This is a genomic window from Micromonospora sp. LOL_014 (genome assembly GCF_048060245.1).
GTDB lineage: Bacteria > Actinomycetota > Actinomycetes > Mycobacteriales > Micromonosporaceae > Micromonospora_E.
Genome location: NZ_JBHMIP010000010.1, coordinates 1 through 19309, shown reverse-complemented (window position 1 = coordinate 19309; position 19309 = coordinate 1). Strand labels below are relative to the sequence as shown.

At 69.1% G+C, this 19309-nt stretch carries 20 protein-coding genes; 13 read left to right on the top strand and 7 right to left on the bottom strand.

Annotated features, from left to right (window positions below; translation table 11 throughout):
- Positions 1 to 25 precede the first annotated feature (25 nt).
- Complete coding sequence (locus ACFHW1_RS10870) at positions 26 to 400, bottom strand: hypothetical protein (protein ID WP_416557292.1); 375 nt, start codon at positions 398 to 400, stop codon at positions 26 to 28.
- 505 nt (positions 401 to 905) lie between these two features.
- Here ACFHW1_RS10870 and ACFHW1_RS10865 point away from each other — a divergent pair.
- The 8 genes from ACFHW1_RS10865 (at position 906) to ACFHW1_RS10830 (ending at position 9210) form a co-directional block, all read left to right on the top strand.
- Positions 906 to 1979, top strand: a complete 1074-nt coding sequence (locus ACFHW1_RS10865) for a lytic polysaccharide monooxygenase auxiliary activity family 9 protein (RefSeq protein ID WP_416557392.1) — start codon at positions 906 to 908, stop codon at positions 1977 to 1979.
- 288 nt (positions 1980 to 2267) lie between these two features.
- Entirely contained in the window at positions 2268 to 3110 is an 843-nt protein-coding gene (locus tag ACFHW1_RS10860) for a nitrilase-related carbon-nitrogen hydrolase (RefSeq protein ID WP_416568781.1), read from the top strand.
- A gap of 16 nt (positions 3111 to 3126) precedes the next feature.
- Positions 3127 to 4533, top strand: a complete 1407-nt coding sequence (hydA, locus tag ACFHW1_RS10855; protein ID WP_416568780.1) for a dihydropyrimidinase — start codon at positions 3127 to 3129, stop codon at positions 4531 to 4533.
- Between the two features lie 11 nt (positions 4534 to 4544).
- On the top strand, positions 4545 to 5558 hold the full coding sequence (locus ACFHW1_RS10850; RefSeq protein WP_416557395.1) for a TIGR03842 family LLM class F420-dependent oxidoreductase: 1014 nt from the start codon (positions 4545 to 4547) through the stop codon (positions 5556 to 5558).
- Entirely contained in the window at positions 5555 to 6436 is an 882-nt protein-coding gene (locus ACFHW1_RS10845; protein ID WP_416590889.1) for an ABC transporter permease, read from the top strand. Before ACFHW1_RS10850 ends, ACFHW1_RS10845 begins: the two co-directional genes overlap by 4 nt.
- On the top strand, positions 6433 to 7233 hold the full coding sequence (locus ACFHW1_RS10840) for an ABC transporter ATP-binding protein (protein ID WP_416590890.1): 801 nt from the start codon (positions 6433 to 6435) through the stop codon (positions 7231 to 7233). The genes ACFHW1_RS10845 and ACFHW1_RS10840 overlap by 4 nt, the downstream gene beginning before the upstream one ends.
- Positions 7230 to 7994 carry an ABC transporter permease gene (locus ACFHW1_RS10835; RefSeq protein WP_416615328.1) on the top strand — a complete coding sequence of 255 codons (765 nt, stop codon included), beginning with the start codon at positions 7230 to 7232 and terminating at the stop codon, positions 7992 to 7994. The genes ACFHW1_RS10840 and ACFHW1_RS10835 overlap by 4 nt, the downstream gene beginning before the upstream one ends.
- A 76-nt stretch (positions 7995 to 8070) precedes the next feature.
- Positions 8071 to 9210, top strand: coding sequence for an ABC transporter substrate-binding protein (locus ACFHW1_RS10830; protein ID WP_416615327.1), 1140 nt, complete (start codon positions 8071 to 8073; stop codon positions 9208 to 9210).
- Between the two features lie 128 nt (positions 9211 to 9338).
- On the opposite strand, the gene ACFHW1_RS10825 is transcribed toward ACFHW1_RS10830, so the two are convergent.
- Complete coding sequence (locus tag ACFHW1_RS10825) at positions 9339 to 10994, bottom strand: tetratricopeptide repeat protein (protein WP_416615325.1); 1656 nt, start codon at positions 10992 to 10994, stop codon at positions 9339 to 9341.
- A 201-nt stretch (positions 10995 to 11195) separates the two neighbouring features.
- Between ACFHW1_RS10825 and ACFHW1_RS10820 the strand changes: the two genes are divergently transcribed.
- The 4 genes from ACFHW1_RS10820 (at position 11196) to ACFHW1_RS10805 (ending at position 15527) form a co-directional block, all read left to right on the top strand.
- On the top strand, positions 11196 to 11954 hold the full coding sequence (locus ACFHW1_RS10820; protein WP_416557401.1) for a GntR family transcriptional regulator: 759 nt from the start codon (positions 11196 to 11198) through the stop codon (positions 11952 to 11954).
- On the top strand, positions 11951 to 12478 hold the full coding sequence (locus ACFHW1_RS10815) for a hypothetical protein (protein WP_416615324.1): 528 nt from the start codon (positions 11951 to 11953) through the stop codon (positions 12476 to 12478). The genes ACFHW1_RS10820 and ACFHW1_RS10815 overlap by 4 nt, the downstream gene beginning before the upstream one ends.
- A gap of 517 nt (positions 12479 to 12995) precedes the next feature.
- Positions 12996 to 14060: a hypothetical protein gene (locus ACFHW1_RS10810; RefSeq protein WP_416557403.1), complete on the top strand. Its 1065-nt coding sequence runs from the start codon at positions 12996 to 12998 to the stop codon at positions 14058 to 14060.
- Positions 14061 to 14213: 153 nt separating this feature from the next.
- Positions 14214 to 15527 carry a glycosyltransferase 87 family protein gene (locus tag ACFHW1_RS10805; protein WP_416557404.1) on the top strand — a complete coding sequence of 438 codons (1314 nt, stop codon included), beginning with the start codon at positions 14214 to 14216 and terminating at the stop codon, positions 15525 to 15527.
- On the opposite strand, the gene ACFHW1_RS10800 is transcribed toward ACFHW1_RS10805, so the two are convergent.
- From ACFHW1_RS10800 to ACFHW1_RS10790, 3 genes are all read right to left on the bottom strand, one after another.
- Entirely contained in the window at positions 15505 to 15630 is a 126-nt protein-coding gene (locus ACFHW1_RS10800) for a hypothetical protein (protein WP_416557405.1), read from the bottom strand. The genes ACFHW1_RS10805 and ACFHW1_RS10800 overlap by 23 nt on opposite strands.
- A 104-nt stretch (positions 15631 to 15734) precedes the next feature.
- On the bottom strand, positions 15735 to 16019 hold the full coding sequence (locus ACFHW1_RS10795) for a hypothetical protein (protein WP_416557406.1): 285 nt from the start codon (positions 16017 to 16019) through the stop codon (positions 15735 to 15737).
- Positions 16019 to 16333 carry a hypothetical protein gene (locus tag ACFHW1_RS10790; RefSeq protein ID WP_416615323.1) on the bottom strand — a complete coding sequence of 105 codons (315 nt, stop codon included), beginning with the start codon at positions 16331 to 16333 and terminating at the stop codon, positions 16019 to 16021. The genes ACFHW1_RS10795 and ACFHW1_RS10790 overlap by 1 nt, the downstream gene beginning before the upstream one ends.
- Before the next feature lie 393 nt (positions 16334 to 16726).
- Between ACFHW1_RS10790 and ACFHW1_RS10785 the strand changes: the two genes are divergently transcribed.
- Positions 16727 to 18364 (top strand): helix-turn-helix transcriptional regulator, encoded by a 1638-nt coding sequence (locus ACFHW1_RS10785; RefSeq protein ID WP_416557408.1) that lies wholly within the window; start codon positions 16727 to 16729, stop codon positions 18362 to 18364.
- On the opposite strand, the gene ACFHW1_RS10780 is transcribed toward ACFHW1_RS10785, so the two are convergent.
- The gene (locus tag ACFHW1_RS10780; RefSeq protein ID WP_416557409.1) at positions 18347 to 18913 is read right to left on the bottom strand and encodes a GNAT family N-acetyltransferase; all 567 of its coding nucleotides are present in this window, start codon (positions 18911 to 18913) and stop codon (positions 18347 to 18349) included. The genes ACFHW1_RS10785 and ACFHW1_RS10780 overlap by 18 nt on opposite strands.
- Positions 18914 to 19045: 132 nt before the next feature.
- Positions 19046 to 19261: a tetratricopeptide repeat protein gene (locus ACFHW1_RS10775; RefSeq protein WP_416615384.1), complete on the bottom strand. Its 216-nt coding sequence runs from the start codon at positions 19259 to 19261 to the stop codon at positions 19046 to 19048.
- Between the last annotated feature and the right edge of the window lie 48 nt (positions 19262 to 19309).

The window sequence follows — 19309 nt, the reverse complement described above, 5'->3', positions numbered from 1 at the left end:
AGGATGCTGGTGTAGCTCAGGTTCCTCACCGTGCTCTCCCCCAGCCCTGGGCCAACTGCCGGGGGTGACGGGCACCGACGGTGTCGGGTAGCAGCCGCTCGAACGCCGGCACCATGAAGATGTTGCCCTCGACAATGAACGCGAACCGAACGAAGGTCGCCCACAGCCGGTCCTCGCCGCGCAGTAGCCGCTCGAACAGTGGGCCGTCGATGACGGCGACGCAGTCCGCGTCGGCACCGGACTGTTCGGCCTGTACACCGCCGGCTGCGAAGTGCAGCAGCCACTGCTCGATGTGGTCGCGGTACCGCACGTCGAATCGCAGCGTGCCGTCGATCGTCGGGGGTAGCCGGGGGGCACGTTCGTCGAGACCGGCGAAGAAGGCCTCCGTGGTCGCTGACAATCCGCCACCTCCGTCGTCCGCTACTCAGCGAGCTTCCCGGTTGGGTCGGCGGGGTGCGGGCGGTTGCGCCGGAAATCACCCGGCAGGGTGTCCGACGACGGCATTCGCTGCGGCCCGTGGGATACCGAGTTCCGGCCGGCGAGCGTGTTGACTTCGTAGTTGCATGTCAACCGCTCTGAGGAAAGCGCTTTCTCCTGCCACGGCAGGGACGGTGGGTCCGCACCACCGACCGTCCCTGCCACCGACGGCAGCCGCCCGACACTCGCCATAACCCAGCGATACCAAGAGCGATCTTCGATACCACGACCAACCAGCACCATTGACAAATATCGATCATGATGCCAACCTCAGGGTACCGCGTAGGAGCCTGACATCCGCGTGGGGAGCAGGGCAACTCTCCACTGACTCGGCACGCGTCGACGACCACGCGCATCTTCCGGGCAGAACGCACACGTAACCAGGTCGCGCCGTCCACCGGCGCGTACCCACCACAGTTGGAGTCGTCATGTCCCTTCCCACCACCACCGACCGCCGACCGCTGGGGCTGTACGCCCTGGTTGTCGCGGTCACCGCCGGGTTGCTGCTGACCACGGCGCTGGCCAACGTCGCCTCGGCGCACGGTTCGGTGATCAGCCCGGCCTCACGCAACTACGGCTGCCTCGAGCGTTGGGGCGACAACCACATGGCGCCGGAGATGGCCACCGAGGACCCCATGTGTTACCAGGCGTGGCAGGCCAACGCCGCCGCGATGTGGAACTGGAACGGCCTCTACCGGGAGGGCGTCGGTGGCAACCACCAGGGCGCCATCCCGGACGGCCAGCTCTGCAGCGGTGGACGCACCGAAGGCGGTCGCTACAACGCGATGGACGCGATCGGCGACTGGCGCGCCACGTCGATCAACAACTCCTTCAACGTCCGGCTGTTCGACGGGGCCAGCCACGGCGCCGACTACATCCGGGTCTACGTGACCCGGCAGGGCTTCAACCCGATCACCCAGGCGCTGGGCTGGGGCAATCTGGAGCTCGTAGCCCAGATCGGCAACACACCGGCGTCGCAGTGGCAGAGCGTGCCCAGCGGGGTGCAGATCGACATCCCGGCGACCGCTCCGGGGCGCACCGGCCGGCACATGGTCTACACCATCTGGCAGGCCAGCCACATGGACCAGTCCTACTACTTCTGCAGCGACGTGAACTTCGGCGGTAGCAACCCGCCGCCGACCACCGCGCCACCGACCACGCCGCCGCCGACCACCGCGCCACCGACCACCGCGCCGCCGCCCGGCTCGGCCGGCTGCACCGCGTCCTACACGGTCGCCTCGAGCTGGTCCGGCGGCTTCCAGGGTGACGTACGGGTGACCGCGGGCGCGTCGGCGATCAGCGGCTGGACGGTGACCCTGAGCTACCCCAGTGGACAGACCGTGCAGCAGGCGTGGAACGCCACCGTCTCGGCCAGCGGCTCGACGGTGACCGCCCGCAATGTCAGCTACAACGGCAGCCTCGCCGCCGGAGCCAGTACCAACTTCGGCTTCATTGGCTCGAACTCCGGCGGCACACCGTCGGTGACCTGCCGCGCCACCTGAGGCGTACCGGGTCAGCACGCCTTCCGGGGCGGTGTCGCGGTTCGCGGCACCGCCCCGGTTGTCATGCCGGGCCGAAATCAGATCGATGGCCATCGTAGGTAATTGACCGTCTTACACATCCGAAACAGGCGGTAACACGGATATTATTGTCAGCCATTGCCCACGTGGTTACAGTCGTACCTTCTCGGGGCCAGGAAGCGCAGGTCACGGCCGGTCAACCGGATCAGCCATGCTGTCCGAAGTGGATCAATGGTGCCGGGAAACCGGTACCGCAGAGAGGATCCGCCCATGTCAGGAGTCGTCCGCGCCGCCATCGTCCAGACCGCCTGGACCGGCGACAAGGAATCCATGATCAAAGCGCACGAGGAGTACGTCCGGCAGGCCGCCGCCCAGGGCGCCAAGGTGATCTGCTTTCAGGAGCTGTTCTACGGGCCGTACTTCTGCCAGGTGCAGGAGAGCGAGTACTACGCGTACGCCGAATCGATCCCCGGGCCGATCACCGAACGGTTCGCCGCCCTCGCGGCCGAGCACGGCATGGTGATGGTGCTGCCGATGTACGAGCGCGAGCAGGCCGGCCTGCTCTACAACACCGCCGCCGTGATCGACGCCGACGGCAGTTACCTGGGCAAGTTCCGCAAGACCCACATCCCCAACGTCAAGGGCTTCTGGGAGAAGTTCTACTTCCGCCCCGGCAACCTCGGCTACCCGGTCTTCGACACCGCCGTCGGTCGGATCGGCGTCTACATCTGCTACGACCGGCACTTCCCGGAAGGCTGGCGGGCGCTGGGCCTGTCCGGCGCGCAGATCGTGTTCAACCCGTCGGCGACCAGCCGCAGCCTCTCGTCGTACCTGTGGAAGCTGGAGCAGCCGGCGGCAGCGGTGGCCAACGAGTACTTCATCGCCGCGATCAACCGGGTCGGCGTCGAGGCCGATTACGGCGACAACGACTTCTACGGCACCTCCTACTTCGTCGACCCGGAAGGCAAGTTCGTCGGCGACACCGGGGACCCGTACCAGTCGGAGTTAATCGTCCGGGACCTCGACCTCGGCCTAATCGAGACGGTCCGCAACCGCTGGGCCTTCTACCGCGACCGCCGCCCGGACGCCTACGGCGACCTGGTCCAACCCTGAGCCGGCGGAGGAAGCCATGAGTCTGCTGATCACCGGCGGCACCGTGATCGGACCCACCGGACCGTACGCCGCCGACGTGCTCGTCGACGGCGAGACGATCACCGCGCTGCACTCCCCCGGCACCGGGCCGGCCACTGGCGTCGACGTCCTCGACGCCAGTGGCAAGTACGTCATCCCCGGCGGCGTCGACGTCCACACCCACATGGAGCTCCCGTTCGGTGGCACCAACGCGAGTGACACCTTCGACACCGGCACCCGGGCCGCCGCACACGGCGGCACCACCACGATCATCGATTTCGCGGTGCAGCGTGCCGGTGAGGTGGTCGGCGACGGGCTGGCCGCCTGGCACGCGAAGGCCGAGGGCAACTGCCACGTCGACTACGGCTTCCACATGATCATCGGCGGGGTGGACGACGAATCGCTCAAGGCGATGGACTCGCTGGTCGCCACCGAGGGGATCACCAGCTTCAAGCTGTTCATGGCGTACCCGGGGGTGTTCTACAGCGACGACGGCCAGATCCTGCGGGCCATGCAGAAGGCCCGCGACAACGGCGCCACCATCATGATGCACGCCGAGAACGGCATCGCCATCGACGTGCTCATCGGCCAGGCCCTCGCCCGGGGCGAGACCGACCCGATCCACCACGGACTGACCCGCCCGGCCGCGTTGGAGGCCGAAGCGACCAGCCGGGCCATCGCGCTGGCCGGGGTCGCCGCCGACTGCCCGCTCTACATCGTGCACCTGTCCGCCAGCGAAGCCCTCGCCGCCGTCGCCGCCGCCCGCGACACCGGCCGCAACGTCTTCGCCGAAACCTGCCCGCAGTACCTCTACCTCGCCCTGGAGGACCAGCTCGGCGCGCCCGGCTTCGAGGGCGCGAAATGGGTCTGCTCCACTCCGCTGCGCAGCAGGCACGAACCCCACCGCGCCGACCTGTGGCGGGGGCTGCGCACCAACGACCTGGCGGTAGTCTCCACCGACCACTGCCCGTTCTGCTTCAAGGACCAGAAGGAACTCGGCCTCGGCGACTTCTCCAAGATCCCCAATGGGATCGGCGGCGTCGAACACCGGGTCGACCTGGTCTACCAGGGCGTCGTCGACGGCAAACTGTCCCTGGCCCGCTGGGTGGAGACGATCGCCACCACGCCGGCCCGGATGTTCGGCCTCTACCCGCGCAAGGGCGTCATCGCCCCCGGCTCCGACGCCGACATCGTCGTCTACGACCCGGCCGGCCGGACCACCATCTCGGCGGCCACCCACCACATGAACATGGACCACTCGGCGTACGAAGGGTTCGAGATCACCGGCAAGGTCGACACCGTGCTCTCCCGCGGCACCGTCCTGGTCAGCGGCGACGGGGCCTACCACGGCCGCGCCGGCCACGGCCGCTACCTGCGCCGCGGCCTGTCGGACTACCTGCTGTGAAGGAGGCGAGCATGGACTTCGGCGTCGTGTTCCAGTGTGACCCGCCCGGCCGGGAGCTGGTGTCGCTGGCCCAACGGGCCGAGCAGGCCGGCTTCAGCCACGTGTGGACGTTCGACTCGCACGTGCTGTGGCAGGAGCCGTTCGTCATCTACAGCCAGATCCTCGCCGCCACCTCGTCAGTGACGGTGGGGCCGATGGTGACCAACCCGAGCACCCGGGACTGGACCGTCACCGCGTCGACGTTCGCCACCCTCAACGAGATGTACGGCAACCGTACGGTCTGCGGCATCGGCCGGGGCGACTCAGCGGTACGGGTCCTCGGTGCCCGCCCCACCACCCTCGCCGAGCTGCGCGAATGCGTCACCGTCATCCGCGACCTGGCCGCCGGGCGGACCGTGCGCTACCGCGACCGCGACATCACCCTGCCGTGGGTCAGTGACGGGGCGCTGGAGGTCTGGGTCGCCGCGTACGGGCCGAAGGCGCTCGCCCTGGCCGGCGAGGTCGGCGACGGCTACATCCTGCAACTCGCCGACCCGGACATCGCCGCCTGGATGATCGGTGCGGTCCGGGCGGCGGCCGAACGTGCCGGCCGCGACCCGGACGCGGTCACCTTCTGCGTCGCCGCCCCCGCCTACGTCGGCGACGACCTGGCCCACCAGCGGGAGCAGACCCGCTGGTTCGGCGGCATGGTCGGCAACCACATCGCCGACATCGTGGCCCGCTACGGCGGTGGCGGCAGCGCGGTGCCGAAGGTGCTCACCGACTACATCGCCGGCCGGCAGGGCTACGACTACGCCGAACACGGCCGGGCCGGCAACACCCACACCGACTTCGTGCCCGACGAGATCATCGACCGGTTCTGCCTGCTCGGCCCGGCCGAGGAGCACCTGCGGCGGCTCGCCGAGCTGCGTGATCTCGGCGTCGACCAGTTCGCCGTCTACCTGCAACACGACGCCAAGCAGGAGACCCTGGCCGCGTACGGCGAGCAGATCATCCCCGCGTACCGCCGGGTGGTCGCGTCTTGACCAGCGGCTGGACGCGCCGGGCCAGCGTCGCCGGGGTCGCGCTGGCCGCGCTCGCCCTCGCCGCCACCGGTTGGGAAGGCTACAAACTGGTCGGCGACCCGGACGGCACCGACTTGTACGGCGTACCGCTGCTGCCGCGCGCCGACGACGCCGCCATGCCGCACCTGGCCGACGTGGTCGCCGGCCTAGGTGCTGTCGACGTCGCCGCCGGCCAGCCGGTGTGGCGGGTCGTCGTGGACGCCTGCCTGTTCACCCTCGGGGTGACCGGCGTCGGGTTCGCCGCCGGCACGCTGGTCGGGCTGGTCCTGGCGGTGGCGATGCAGCGGTGGCGGATCGTCGAGCGTGGACTGCTGCCGTACGTGGTGCTGTCGCAGACCGTGCCGCTGGTCGCCCTGGCCCCGGTGATCGCCGGCTGGGGAGGGCGGCTGTCCATCGGCACCTACCCGTGGCAGCCGTGGATGTCGGTCGCGGTGATCGCCGCGTACCTGGCGTTCTTCCCGGTCGCCGTCGGCATGCTGCGCGGCCTGCAGTCGCCGCCGGCCGCCGGGGTCGAGCTGATGCGCAGCTACGCCGCCGGCTGGTGGCGCACCCTGTGGAAACTGCGGGCACCGGCCGCGCTGCCGTACCTGTTCCCGGCGCTGCGGCTGGCCGGGGCGGCGGCCGTGGTCGGCGCGGTCGTCGGGGAGATCTCCACCGGCACCCGGGGCGGCATCGGCCGACTGATCCTGGAATATTCGCGGCAGGCGACCAGCGCCCCGGCGAAGGTGTACGCGGCGATCCTCGGTGCCGCCGTCCTCGGCCTGGTCGTCGCCGCCACGGTGACCCTGCTGGAGGTCGGACTGACCCGGCACCAGCGGCGGGTGGCGGTGACCGGATGAGCAGCGAGTTCGCTGTCGGTCTCACCGGGGTCGACAAGGTCTTCCACGCCGGCCGGGCCGACGCGGTCACCGCGCTGACCGGGGTGGAGCTGGCCATCGGCCGGGGCGAGTTCGTGTCGCTGATCGGGCCGTCCGGCTGCGGCAAGAGCACCCTGCTGCGGCTGATCGCCGACCTGATCACCCCGACCGCCGGCACGGTCACCGTCAACGGCAAACCCGCCCGGCAGGCCAGACTGGACCAGGAGTACGGAATCGCCTTCCAGCAGGCCGGCCTCTTCGACTGGCGGACGGTGCGGCGCAACGTGGAACTGCCGTTGGAGCTGCGCGGGGTGCGGCGGGCGCAGCGGCGGGCCCGGGTCGACGAGATGCTGGCCCTGGTCGGGTTGGCCGACTTCGCCGGGCACTACCCGGCTCAGCTGTCCGGTGGCATGCAGCAGCGGGTGGCGATCGCGCGGGCGCTCGCCGTACACCCGCCGTTGCTGTTGATGGACGAACCGTTCGGGGCCCTCGACGAGATGACCCGCGAACGCCTGCAGGACGAACTGCTCGGCATCTGCGCGCGCACCGCGACCAGCACCGTCTTCGTCACCCATTCGATCTCCGAGGCGGTGTACCTGTCCGACCGGGTGGTGGTGATGTCGGCCCGGCCGGGTCGGATCACCGCCGTCGTCGACGTCGACCTCGGCGAGCGTACGGAGCAGACCCGGCAGTCGGCGGAGTTCTTCGCCGCCGTCACCGAGGTCCGCCGGGCGCTGCGCGGCACCGGTACGCCGGCTGCGGATGCGGCGGTGGCGTGAAAGCGCTTCGGGCGGCCGGGCCGCCGGTCGCCGTCGGGCTCGCCGGGCTGGCGCTGTGGGAAGCGACGGTACGGCTGGGCCGGGTCGCCTCCTATGTGCTGCCGGCCCCGTCAGCGATCGCCGAACAGTTCTGGGCCAGCCGTACCGTGGTGCTGACCGCCGGGCTGGCCAGCGGCACCAACGCGCTGATCGGGCTGCTGGCCGGGGCAGCGCTCGGGGTGCTGGTGGCGTTGGCGGTCAGCCGGCTGCGGCTGCTCAGCGAGGTGTCGGTGCCACTGGCCGCGCTGGTCAACGCGCTGCCGATCATCGCGCTCGCCCCGGTGCTGAACAACATGTTCGACGCGGCCAGCAGCGTGCCCCGGCGGATCGTCGTCGGCCTGGTCGCGTTCTTCCCGGTCTTCGTCAACACGCTGCGTGGGCTGCGCCAGGTGCAGCCGATCCACCGCGAACTGATGGACAGCTACGCCGCCAGCGGCGCGACGTTCGCCCGGCTGGTCCGGCTGCCCGGCGCGCTGCCGTTCGTCTTCACCGGGCTGCGGCAGGCGTCGTCGCTGGCGGTGATCGCGGCCGTGGTCGCCGAGTACTTCGGTGGGCTGCAGGACGGGCTGGGGGCGCGGATCACCTCGGCGGCCTCGCTCACCGCGTACCCCCGGGCCTGGGCTTTCGTCGTCGGCGCCTGCCTGCTCGGCCTGGTCTTCTACCTGGCGACCCTGCTGCTGGAACGCCTCGCGATGCCGTGGCGCACCGGCCAGGCCCCGTGACCCCCACCTCCCCTGGCGCACCCGTCCCGCGCCGTAGTCCCCCGCTCCATCATCGCGACCAGGAGGAACGACGAAGATGAGAAGACGGTTGGCCGCCGCGGCGGCGTTGACGGGTGCCGCGCTGCTGATCAGCGCCTGCGGTACGGCGGACGAGGAACCGGAGGCTGGTGGCGGTGCCACCGACGGCACCACCACGGTGAAGGTCCAGTTGCAGTGGTTCTTCCAGGCCCAGTTCGCCGGCTACATCGCCGCCGTCGAGAAGGGCTTCTACGCGGAGGAAGGGCTCGACGTCGAGCTGCTCGAAGGCGGGGTGGACATCGTCCCGCAGACGGTGCTCGCCCAGGGGCAGGCCGACTATGCGATCGCCTGGGTGCCGAAGGCGCTCGCGTCGCGGGAGCAGGGTGCCGAGATCACCGACGTGGGGCAGATCTTCGCCCGTTCCGGCACCTACCAGGTGGCGTTCGCCGACTCCGGCATCAGCGGGCCGGCGGACCTGCGCGGCAAGAAGGTCGGCAACTGGGGCTTCGGCAACGAGTTCGAGCTGTTCGCCGCGATGACCCAGGCCGGGCTGGACCCGGGGTCCGATGTGACCCTGGTGCAGCAGCAGTTCGACATGCAGGCGCTGCTGCGCGGCGACATCGACGCCGCCCAGGCGATGAGCTACAACGAGTACGCGCAGCTGCTGGAGGCGGAGAACCCGGACACCGGTGAGCTGTACACGCCGGAGGACTTCACGGTGCTCGACTGGAACGAGGTCGGGACGGCGATGCTGCAGGACGCCATCTGGGCCGACACCACCAAGCTCGACGACCCGGCGTACCAGGAGCAGACCGTCAAGTTCCTCACCGGCACCATCAAGGGCTGGGCGTACTGCCGGGACAACCCGGAGGAGTGCCGGGACCTGTCCGTCGCGGCCGGGTCGACGTTGGGCGCCAGCCATCAGCTGTGGCAGGTCAACGAGGTCAACAAGCTGATCTGGCCGTCGACCGGCGGGATCGGGCTGATCGACGAGGCGGACTGGGCGCGTACGGTCGAGTTGTCGCTGGCCACGAAGAACCAGGACGGCCAGACGGTGCTGACCGCCGAGCCGGAGGGGTTGGCCTACACCAACGACTACATCACCGAGGCGCTCGAAGCTGCGGAGGCGGACGGTGTCGACGTCACCGGCTCCGGTTTCACCCCGCTGACCGTCACCCTCAACCCCGGCGGCGCCTGAGCCAGGGTCGGTCGGCAACCGCGCTGTTCTCCATGATCAGATGACGAAAAACCGGAACGGCACCGGCGTGTCGCCCGGTTTTTCGTCATCTGATCTTCATGTCGCACGTGGACGGGACCGCGTGGTGGTCAGAATCGGCCGGTGATCTTGGCTTTGGCGATGTCGGAGCCGGCCTTGGCGGCTTTGACGTACCAGAGCCGGGCCAGTTGCTCGTCGCCTCGGCGTCCGTACATCGCGCCGAGGTTGTGCATCGCGTCGGCGTCGCCGGTCCTGGCCGCGCGCAGGAACCAATGCTCGGCCTGACCGTGATCGGCCCGCAGTTCCAGCAAGCGTCCAAGGTTGGACATGGCGCGGGGATGGTCGTGGTCGGCGGCCTGTCGGTACCAGTGTTCGGCCTCGGTCAGCTCGTCACGTTGCTCGAGCAGCGAGGCCAGGTTCGTCATACCCAGGACGTGCCCGGCGCGTGCGGCACGTGCGTAGAGCTCTTCGGCTTCGGCATAGCGTTGCTGGCGTTCGCGGAAGACGCCGAATTCGCAGCAGGCGTTGACGCTGCCCGCGTCGACCGCCTTGCCCAGCCACGCCTCCGCCTCGGTGCCGCCACCGGGTCGCTGGCTGAGCATGAAGCCCAGGCTGTCCATGCCGTCGGGATCGCCGGCGGCAGCCGCGCGCCGCAGCCAGGGTTCCGCCTCCGCCGTCATCGCCGAGCGCGCCAGCCAGGTACCCGCGAGTGCCATCTGGTGCGTGTCACCGGCGACCGCACCGGAGAGCAGGTCCAGGCCCTCACCCGTGAGCATCTGCCGCAGTGCCGGCCAGGCGACGTCGTTCTCCGCGCCCACCGCCCGGATCAGCCAGAACGCCGCGCTTTGTTGATCTCCGCGACGCAGGTGAACGGCCGCGAGGTTGCTCATGGCCTCGGCGAACCCGTCGTCGGCGGCCAGCCGGAACCAGCGTTCGGCCGCGCCGGTCTCGGCCCGATCCAGCAGGATGGCGGCTAGATTGTTCATCGCGCGGTGGCTGCCCTGCTCGGCGGCGGCGCGGTAGCACTCCTCGGCCTCCGCGACCTGTCCGCGCCGCTCCAACCACTCGCCGAGGACACCCCGGCCGTACGCTCCGACCGATGTGGCCGCGTCGCGAAGCCGCCGTTCGGCCTCGTCATCGGGGAGCAGCTCAGCTAGGCGCGCGGCTGCGGTCGACCGCTCGATCGGGTCACCGTCGGCGCTGACCGCCCGGTCGTACCACGGCTCGGCGTCGTCCACGTTGTGCATTCGGCAGAAGTCGCCGATGGCGCGCAACACGGCTGGATCGCGGCACTCGGCAGCGGCCTCCCGCCACCGGAGGCTGTCGTCGGGACGGTTGCGTCGCGCGCAGACAACCGACCAGAGGAACATTCCCAGCGGGTCCCCCGCCTCGGCCGCCCGTCGCCACCAGTGCCTGGTTTTCCGGTCGTGCACCGGTCCGCTGCGCGGCAACAGGTGGGTGCGCAGGTTGCCGTGACGGCCTGCGGCGATGTCGACCCGCACCATAACCAGACTCACCATCGCGGTGGCCTGCCCGGCTTCGGCGGCCCGCTCGAGCCAACTCTTCGCGCCATGCAGATCGCCCTCCTGGGCGAGCCGCGCGCCCAGGTGAGTCATCCCGACGAGGTCGCCAGCGGCGGCGGCGTTGCGCAGCCACTGCTGAGCTTCGGACCGCCGACCCCGTACCAACAGCCACTGCGCCAGCTCCACCATCGCGGCGGAATCGTCCAGCGCCGCCCGCTCCCGGAGGCTGGCCTCCAGGTTCATCGTCGGCCTCCTCGGGTCGCTGTCGCGCGGGCACCAACGCCGACAGGTAGGGACGTGCGCTTGGACATAGCAGCCTCCGCTGGATGCGACACACGATGAAGGTAGCGGATTGTTCAACAATCCTGCAATACTAGATCGATGGTTGCTCGTGTCCTGCGTGACCGGATCGTTGAACGATCCGACTGTTTGTATCCTCCAGTCGTGGCAGCTGCGATGCGTGAAGACTGGGTCGCCCGACTGACCGACGACCGCACCCGCCTCGACCTCGGCGGCTACGGCGAACGGGTTGCGGACGTCCTTCGTGAACGGATCACCGAGGGCGTCTTCCCGCCCGGTGTCCGGCTGAGCGAGAACGCCCTGTGCGAGGCACTAGGGGTGTCCCGCAACACCCTGCGGGAAGCGTTCCGGCTGCTGTCGCACGAGGGCCTGCTCACGCACGAGTTCAACCGCGGCGTCTTCATCCGGGAACTGACCGCCGCCGACGTCCGGGATCTCTACGCGTTCCGCCGGATCATCGAGGGTGCCGCGGTCCTCGCCGCCGCCGACGCGCCACCCGGCGCGCTGGACCGCGTCGGCGAGGCGGTCGAGGCGGCCGAGGTCGCCGCCGCCGCCGGTGACTGGGCGAAGGTGGGTACGGCGAACATGCGGTTCCACCAGGCCATCGCCGACCTGGCCGGCAACAGCCGCCTCAGTCAGACCGCGCGTCGCCTGCTGGCCGAGCTACGCCTGGTGTTTCTGGTGGTCCCCGCCGTACAGGCGTTCCACCAGCCCTACATCCGAGACAACCGGCAGATCCACCAGCTACTCGTCACTGGCGAGTTCGTCGAGGCCCATCGGGTCCTGACCGCCTACCTCGACGCCGCCGAACGCCAACTCCTGGACGCCTTCCCGCCACAGCGGACCGGCGGCGCTCCCTCGGCCGGCACCGGCCGCGCGGCCCCTACCAACGCGCCGCGATGAACGTCGTCCTGTGGGTGCTGCAGTGGACACTCGGTGCGGTGATGCTGTCGTCCTTCCTGAGCATGCCCTATCTGCTGCGCCAGGGTCACGCCCGCCAGCCGATCGGTGCGGCCGCGATGGCGACGCTCGGGTTGTGCTGCGGCATCGGAGTCGTGCTGCCCTGGCTGACCAGCCAGGCGCGGATCGTAACCACGATCGCCGCCACGGCGATCGGCGTGGTCACCGTGTTCGACAGCCTCACCAACCGGCTGGACGCGGCAGACGCCACCTTCAACACAGTGGTCCTGGTGATGGCGGTGACCGTCGCGGCTGGCCGGTTGCACGACCTGAGCCCCGACACCGGCCCGATGCCCCTCGGATGGGGCTTCCTCCTCGGTGGGACCGCCCTTGTAGTGTTCGCCATCTGGGGCGCCCGGTACGCCATCTCCCCGACGACGCGCTGGACGCAGGCCTTCACCGGACTCGCCGGCGTACTGGCCGGCCTCATTGCGTTCGCCGGCCTCAGCACCTTCTCCGGCCCCTGATCGGGACGACCGATCGTCGATCCTGCACGCCTACCCCCATGATCATCTGACGAAAAACCGGGATGGCGCCGGCGTGTCGCCCGGTTTTTCGTCAGATGATCTTCTAAACGATCTTGGGCTGGCCTGATTGCTGAGGCGGCGCCAGCAGGTCCTCCCAGCCGATCCCGGTGTGCAGCACGTACAGAATACCTTGCTGGCGGGGTCGGTCGGGCCGGTCGTGGTCCTGGTGATCGATGTGGCCGGCGCGGCAATAGCGGCTCGATCAACTCCCACTTGGCCCGACCAAGGACTGAACCAAGATTCACAGTCGATCCAGCTCTTTATGCATTGACTCCCATCAGTCAATGGCGTTACGGTGTCCCTGCGCCTGGACCAACACGGGGAAGGACAGGCAAGCAATCCAAGAGCAGCCTGACGGCAACCCCTCGGCTGGATCGTCGCGCTCACTTGTCTTCCCAGGCGCTCCATTGGTGCGTCGATCGAGGTCCCCACCCTCAACATCACGGGAGGAACGTACGTGGACGCTGGATTCCCGAAATCGAAAGACACCAGCCACCCTCACCGGACCGGAGTCACGGCCCCACTCAGTCTACTCACCGCACTGACCACCAGCGCCCTGCTGATGATGTCCGGCATGCCGGCCCAGGCCGCACCGCCTGCCAACCCGACCCAGGATGCACGCATTGTCACCGAACAGGGCACCCACATCGTCACGGGGCGGGACGCGAAGGGTGCGACCCGCACCGGAGCGATCGCACCGGGAACGGTGACCCGCGCCGCGCCACCAAAGGTGACGGGCCACCCTCCGCTGCCGCAGCAGGGCTTCAGTAAACGCTCGAGCGGGACCGCCTTCGGTGACTTCTGGCAGTTGCAGATGAACCTCTGCAACAGCGGTCACGCCGGTTGTTACGCCGACGGGTACGCGATCGACGAGGGCGCGTACATGATCTATCTGCTCATGCCAGACCTCGTCACCGTCAACGAGGTCTGTCTCGGGGACGTCGCGAACGACCTCGCGCCGGCGATGGCCGGCGCATGGGCCGGCGACTGGGCGTTCTACGTGTTCATGCCCGCCGTCACCGCCGCTGGAACCCCGGTAACCTGCACAAACGGCGACGAGTACGGGGTAGCTGTGATCGGGCACATGCCTGACTCCATGTACTACGGCTTCGACGCCTTCGGCGGACATTACGGCAACCAGGACTCCGGCAACGAGAAGCGCGCCTTCGCCTGCCTGTACGCCATCGACCACTATTACGCCTGCACAACTCATCTGAGCAGCAACAGCGAGCCGGTCGCCCTCGCTCAGTGCCTGGAACTGCTGACTGGGGTCATCCCCGCGATCCGCACGTATGAAGGCGTGTACCGACCCACTGTGATCGGCGGCGACCTCAACCTGGAATATGACACCAGTGATCCGGAGAATGTGCAGAACTGCGTTCCGTCCGGATACACCCGCAAAGGCGACGGAAACGTGCAGCACATCATGGCGACCAACGACACGCCGTTCTACGACACCGAGACGTACCTGATGTTCTACACCGACCATCAAGCGTTTCTGGCCAAGCTGACCATGCCCTGACGGGCCGACCCGAGCATCAGCCGGGCCAGTGGGGCCCGAGCCAACAGACCGGGTGACCGGGCCACGTGCCGGGATCCGATCGAGCCGGTTCCGCCGACGCATGTCGATCTGTTGGCGGGACCGGTACGGACCGGAGGGACAGCAGTGTCCAGTATGATCCAGCGTACTGATCCGGCGGGAGGGCTACGGGGGCAGAGCGTGCACCGAATCCGGTCGTCCACGTCGCACCGACCGAAGGGCACACCACCCCGGTTGAAGGGCAGCGGCTCCGTTCACCCGGTCCGGGTCGCGGTCGCCGTCTGGTTCGCCGCAGCCGTCGTCGCCGTCGCCCAGTCGGTGGCGGCGCTCACCCGCGCCCGGCACGACCGGCTCGCCGACCTCGACGTATACGTGGAGGCGGTCACCGGGCTACGGCAGGGCACCAGCCTCTACGACTACGCTGCGGCGAGCACCGGGGCACCGTTCACCTATCCGCCCCTGTCCGGCCTGCTGTTCGTACCGCTGACGCTGATCGACATCGACGTGCTGCGGGTGATCTGGACGGCGGCCACCGTTGCGCTGGTGGCGCTGCTCGCCGTGATCGTGTCCCGCGCCGATGGGGCCCACCGGCTCCTGCCCCGGCAGGTGGCACCGGCGGCGATCGCCCTGCTGCTGTTCGCGTCGGCTCCGGTCTCCAGCAACCTCCGGTTCGGCCAGGTCAGCGTGATCCTGACCCTGCTGGTGCTGGTCGACTGCCTGGGGCGTGCCCCGCGTCGGCTAGCTGGTGTCGCCACCGGACTGGCCGCCGCGATCAAGCTCACCCCGCTGATCTTCATCCCGTACCTGTGGCTCGCCGGCGAGCGACGGGCGGCGGTCACCGCGACCGGGACCTTCCTCGCCGGTACCGGCCTGGCCTGGCTGATCCTGCCAGGCGAGTCGGCGCGGTTCTGGCTCACCGAGATGTGGGACGTCGACCGGGTCGGCAACATCGTCACCGCCGGCAACCAGTCGATCAACGGTGCCCTACTACGGTTGGGAGCACCCGACGACGCTCGTACCCTCGTGCTGTTCACCGCCGGGCTCGCGGTGGTCACGATCGCCCTGGTACGCGGCGCGGTCGCCTACCGGGACGGGGACCGGCTGGCTGGCGTGGTGATCGTCGGCGCGGCCGGCCTGGCGTTCTCGCCGGTGTCCTGGACCCACCATCAGACCTGGCTCGTACTAGCCGCCCTACTGGTGGTGGGCGAGCGCCGAGGCCGCGCACTGGCCTGGACCGGTCTGGTGGCTGCCACCATGATCCTTCCGGTGATGTCGATGGGCGACGGGCTGCCCACCGCAGACCTGACCGACAACGTCCGGGTGCTGCTCGCGTTGGTGGTGGCCTGCCTGGTCCCGACCGTCGGGGGTCGACCAGGGTCCGGTCTTCCTGGGCGGGCCGAGGTGCCCAACCTCACTGCCCGACGCTTTAGGGCGGCGGCTTGGCGGTAGTAAGTTCGCCGCAGCGGGGGCACCAGCGGCTCTTCACCTTGAACGAGAACAGCCCGGCGAGGTAGCCGAGCAACACGGCACTGGTCAGGGCACAAACGTCCATCGTGGTCCACTTTCAATCGCAGCTTGGGATGGGGTCGGGCTGGTGGTTGCCGCCACCGACCCGACCCCGGCTCAAACGGACGGCGGGCAGCGGGCGGCAGAGGTCTACGGGTGTGCGGCTGGAAAGGGGTCGACGCCGTTGGGCGGCTGCCGGCGTTGCACCACGCCGGAGCGGGTCAGGGCACTCTTGTAGACGCCGATCGCGGCCATCCGCCCGTCCCGCCCGGCCGAGGTGATCGTGGCGAGGATGCCCACCACCGGGGAGTCGGCGTCGTCGAGGCCGTACCGGATGTCGGAGACCCGGACCGTCATCGGCCGGTCGCCGAACACCCAGTCGGCCTTGCCGAGATGCAGCGTGTCACCGACCCGCAGGAGTTCCCCGTCGGCCATCAGTCGTCCCGCCCGTCGTGGACGTACCCGTCCGGCCAGAGTCCGGCGTACTGCAACACCGCCCGCACCCGACGCGCCCGACTGTGATCCCAGCGGTCCAGCACGGCCAACGCGTTGGTGAACGGCGGGCAGAACGCCGGCCCGTCGCACGCCCGGCACTCGGCCAACCGGCTCGGCATGTGCTCGGTGACCGTCTCCCGCGCCCAGTCCAACACGTCGACGTCCGGCCGGTTCCGCATCGCCGCCGCCGCCTCGTCCAGCACCGGCCGCTCGGCGTCGACAGCCGCACACTCGGCATTCGGCGCGGGTGCCACCGCACGCGCGCCCAGCAGCCGAAACCGTGGATCGCGCCCGATGTCCGTGTGCCCCGGCGTCCGTCGCGGCAACGGCGGCCGGTCCGGCGTCGGATCTTCATTACCACCGAGGTACGGCGACGGGCAGTACCTGCTACTCGGCGGGTTGTTTCCGGCCATGCGCTTTCCTCCGTGGAGACATGTCGACGGATACATTCGAGTTATTAATTGCCGCTCGCGTGACTCACTACATCCACGGTCGCCTACGTCACACGCACGCCACCACCCGCCGACATCCGGAGATTCCGAATCGCCTATTCCCCGTGACGCGGGGAAGTTCCCAAAGTCGAAGCAGTCGCGTATCGTCTATCCAAATAGGTCTGCGGATCTTTCTGATCATGGGCGGGTGACGGCATGACTGAATCAAGATCGGAAAGTCTTCGACAGCAGCAGACTCGCCTCGCGGCCGAGCTACGGTCGGAGGGAAAGACGTGGGTCGAGGTGGCCGAGGTCTTCCGGCAGCGGTTTCGGCTCAACCCCCGGGCCGCGCTCCGCGCCGCCCGGGGCTGGAGCCAGGCGCAGGCAGCCGAGGAGTGGAACCGGCGCTGGCCCGACGAGCCCAAGACCCACAAGAGCTTCTCGTACTGGGAGATCTGGCCCGGTAAGGGCGGCTACACGCCGTCGCAGGACAACCTGGTCCGCCTGGCCGAGATCTACGAGTGCGCCGTCGCCGATCTGCTGGCCGACCTGCCCAGCTTCCGCCACCTCGATGCCGCAACCCGAGCAACTTTCACCGTCGCACGGGGTACTTCGGCCGTCCTCACCGGTGAGACCATGGTGCCGAGAGAAGCGGAGATCCTGCTTCGCGACCTGCTCGGCCGGCGACCCGGCGCCGAGGCGGGTGCCCCGCCACGAGCGGACCTCACCGGCCTGCACCGCCTGCCCGAGGAGGTCAACTTCGGAGAGTTGGCGCAGGTCATCGTCATGTGGATGCAACGGATACCGGACCCGCAGACCCGCCGGGCCATGCTCGGCAAACTGACCGCCGCGCTCGCGGTCGCCACCACCGCGCCGCTGACCGAGCTGGCGGGTGCGGCCGAGCCGGCCAACGCGGCACCGCCGTCCGCCGGACCGGGAACGTTCGACCCGGCGACGCTGGCTCACTGCGAAGAGATGATGCCCTACCTGCGGAAGCAGGGCGACGTCCTCGGCGCGGGTGCCACCCTGCCCAGCGCTTTGGCCTACCGGCGCACCGCCGAGCAGCAGGCCAAGGCCGCCCCCGCCGGGCCGCACCGGGACCGGGCGATCGCCGCCTACGCCGAGCTGACCCAGCTGGCCGGCTGGTTGTGCTTCAACATGGGCGACTACGGCTCCGCGCAGCGGCTCTACGACGACGCCCGCTCCGCCGCCCACGAAGCACGCGCCGTGGAGCTGGTCACCTACATCCTGTGCACCATGAGCCACCTGGCGACCTGGCAGGGAAAACCCCGGATCGGCATCGACCACGCCGCCGCCGCCACCGCCTGGGCCGAGCAGAGCGGCAGCCCGTACGCCCGCGCCTATGCCGCCGATGTCGCGGTGCGCGCGCTCACCGCCGACAGGCAGGCCGACAGGTCTCAGGCGAATCTCGACCGCGAGTACGCCGCCCTACAGGAAGCGCAGGCCGACGACGGCCCCCGGCAATCGTGGTGGTACTTCTACGACGAGTCGTTCTACTGGAGCACCACCGCGCAGCAGGCGCTGGGCTTCCACGACGCCGACCGGGTGCTCGCCGCCACCGACAAGACGTTGTGCCTGATCGACCCGGGCAACCTGCACAACCGTGCGTTCGGGCTGCTGTACCGCGCCGAGGCGTTCGCCCAGCAGCGCGACATCGACCAGGCCTGCCGGACCGCCACCGAGGCGGTCGAGCTGACCTCGGTCAACTCCAGCAAGCGGATCACCCAGCAGGTGCAGAAGCTGCGCCGTGGGCTCGACCCGTGGAAACGCACCCGCTCCGTCAAAGAGCTCGACCAGGCGGTACGCAGCTACCGGTCAACGCCCTTCGGCTGACCGCAGCGAGCGCACAAAGACGGCGTACTCCCGGTAGTAGGCACCCGGAGGTCCAGGCTTCGTGCCGACCCGCCGCCACCCCCACCGCTCGTAGAGTGCGTGGGTGGCGGTAGCGACCGGGTTGGCCGACAGCGTCGCCCGCTCCTCGCGTCGACCGCCGAGGAACGTGTCGTGCAGGCCGCGCCCGATGCCCTTGCCCTGCCACGCCTTGCGTACCTCGATCTCCGCCAGGACCACGGTCCGCTCGCCGCCACGCTCGTCGGTGAAACCCGGCTCGGGCGCCGGATCGAGCCCACCGAACCAGTCCCGCTCCTGCCGCAGGCTGTACCCGAAGACGAAACCCACCAGCTCGTCGCCGCTCCGGGCTGTCACCAGCTCGTAGTTGCGGGCACCCAGCGCAGCCGTCGCCCGGTCACAGAAAGCGTCCGCCTTGACGCCTGCGTCCTCGCCGGGGACCTGGCCGTAGGCGTCGGCATACGCATCGGCCAACTGGTCCAGCATCGCGGCGGCAGCGGCGGCGTCGAGACGGACGTACGAAACCTCAGTCACACCAACCACCGTACGGACGAGCGGATGTTTGTCCTTCCCCGCGCCACGGGGAAAATGGGCCCAGTACTAACCTTCGTGTCGACCAAGCGCCCGACGGTCAGCCTGTAGGGATCTCGATACGGCATCAACATGTCATTGAGGGGATCCATCGGATGATCGACGAACCCAGTGGGCAAAGTTGGATTCCGCAATGAGGGTTTCCGGGTGGCTGGCGCCTAACACCTTTCGCAGAGTAGGCAGCAATTCAACCAACTGGTCTCTCGCGGAAGAATAATCGCCAGCCGATCCGGTCAAGTTAGCAATCTCGGAGCACGCAATGAGGGTTTCCGGGTGATTGGCGCCTAACACCTTTCGCAGAGTAGGCAGCAATTCAACCAACTGGTCTCTCGCGGAAGA

Excerpts from the sequence above, each read along its gene's own strand:
- ACFHW1_RS10840 (WP_416590890.1), top strand. The coding sequence starts at position 6,433 with ATGAGCAGCGAGTTCGCTGTCGGTCTCACCGGGGTCGACAAGGTCTTC.
- ACFHW1_RS10860 (WP_416568781.1), top strand. The coding sequence starts at position 2,268 with ATGTCAGGAGTCGTCCGCGCCGCCATCGTCCAGACCGCCTGGACCGGC.
- ACFHW1_RS10825 (WP_416615325.1), bottom strand. The coding sequence starts at position 10,994 with ATGAACCTGGAGGCCAGCCTCCGGGAGCGGGCGGCGCTGGACGATTCC.
- ACFHW1_RS10795 (WP_416557406.1), bottom strand. The coding sequence starts at position 16,019 with ATGGCCGACGGGGAACTCCTGCGGGTCGGTGACACGCTGCATCTCGGC.
- ACFHW1_RS10805 (WP_416557404.1), top strand. The coding sequence starts at position 14,214 with ATGATCCAGCGTACTGATCCGGCGGGAGGGCTACGGGGGCAGAGCGTG.
- ACFHW1_RS10815 (WP_416615324.1), top strand. The coding sequence starts at position 11,951 with ATGAACGTCGTCCTGTGGGTGCTGCAGTGGACACTCGGTGCGGTGATG.
- ACFHW1_RS10865 (WP_416557392.1), top strand. The coding sequence starts at position 906 with ATGTCCCTTCCCACCACCACCGACCGCCGACCGCTGGGGCTGTACGCC.
- ACFHW1_RS10800 (WP_416557405.1), bottom strand. The coding sequence starts at position 15,630 with ATGGACGTTTGTGCCCTGACCAGTGCCGTGTTGCTCGGCTACCTCGCC.
- ACFHW1_RS10785 (WP_416557408.1), top strand. The coding sequence starts at position 16,727 with ATGACTGAATCAAGATCGGAAAGTCTTCGACAGCAGCAGACTCGCCTC.
- ACFHW1_RS10830 (WP_416615327.1), top strand. The coding sequence starts at position 8,071 with ATGAGAAGACGGTTGGCCGCCGCGGCGGCGTTGACGGGTGCCGCGCTG.
- hydA (WP_416568780.1), top strand. The coding sequence starts at position 3,127 with ATGAGTCTGCTGATCACCGGCGGCACCGTGATCGGACCCACCGGACCG.
- ACFHW1_RS10850 (WP_416557395.1), top strand. The coding sequence starts at position 4,545 with ATGGACTTCGGCGTCGTGTTCCAGTGTGACCCGCCCGGCCGGGAGCTG.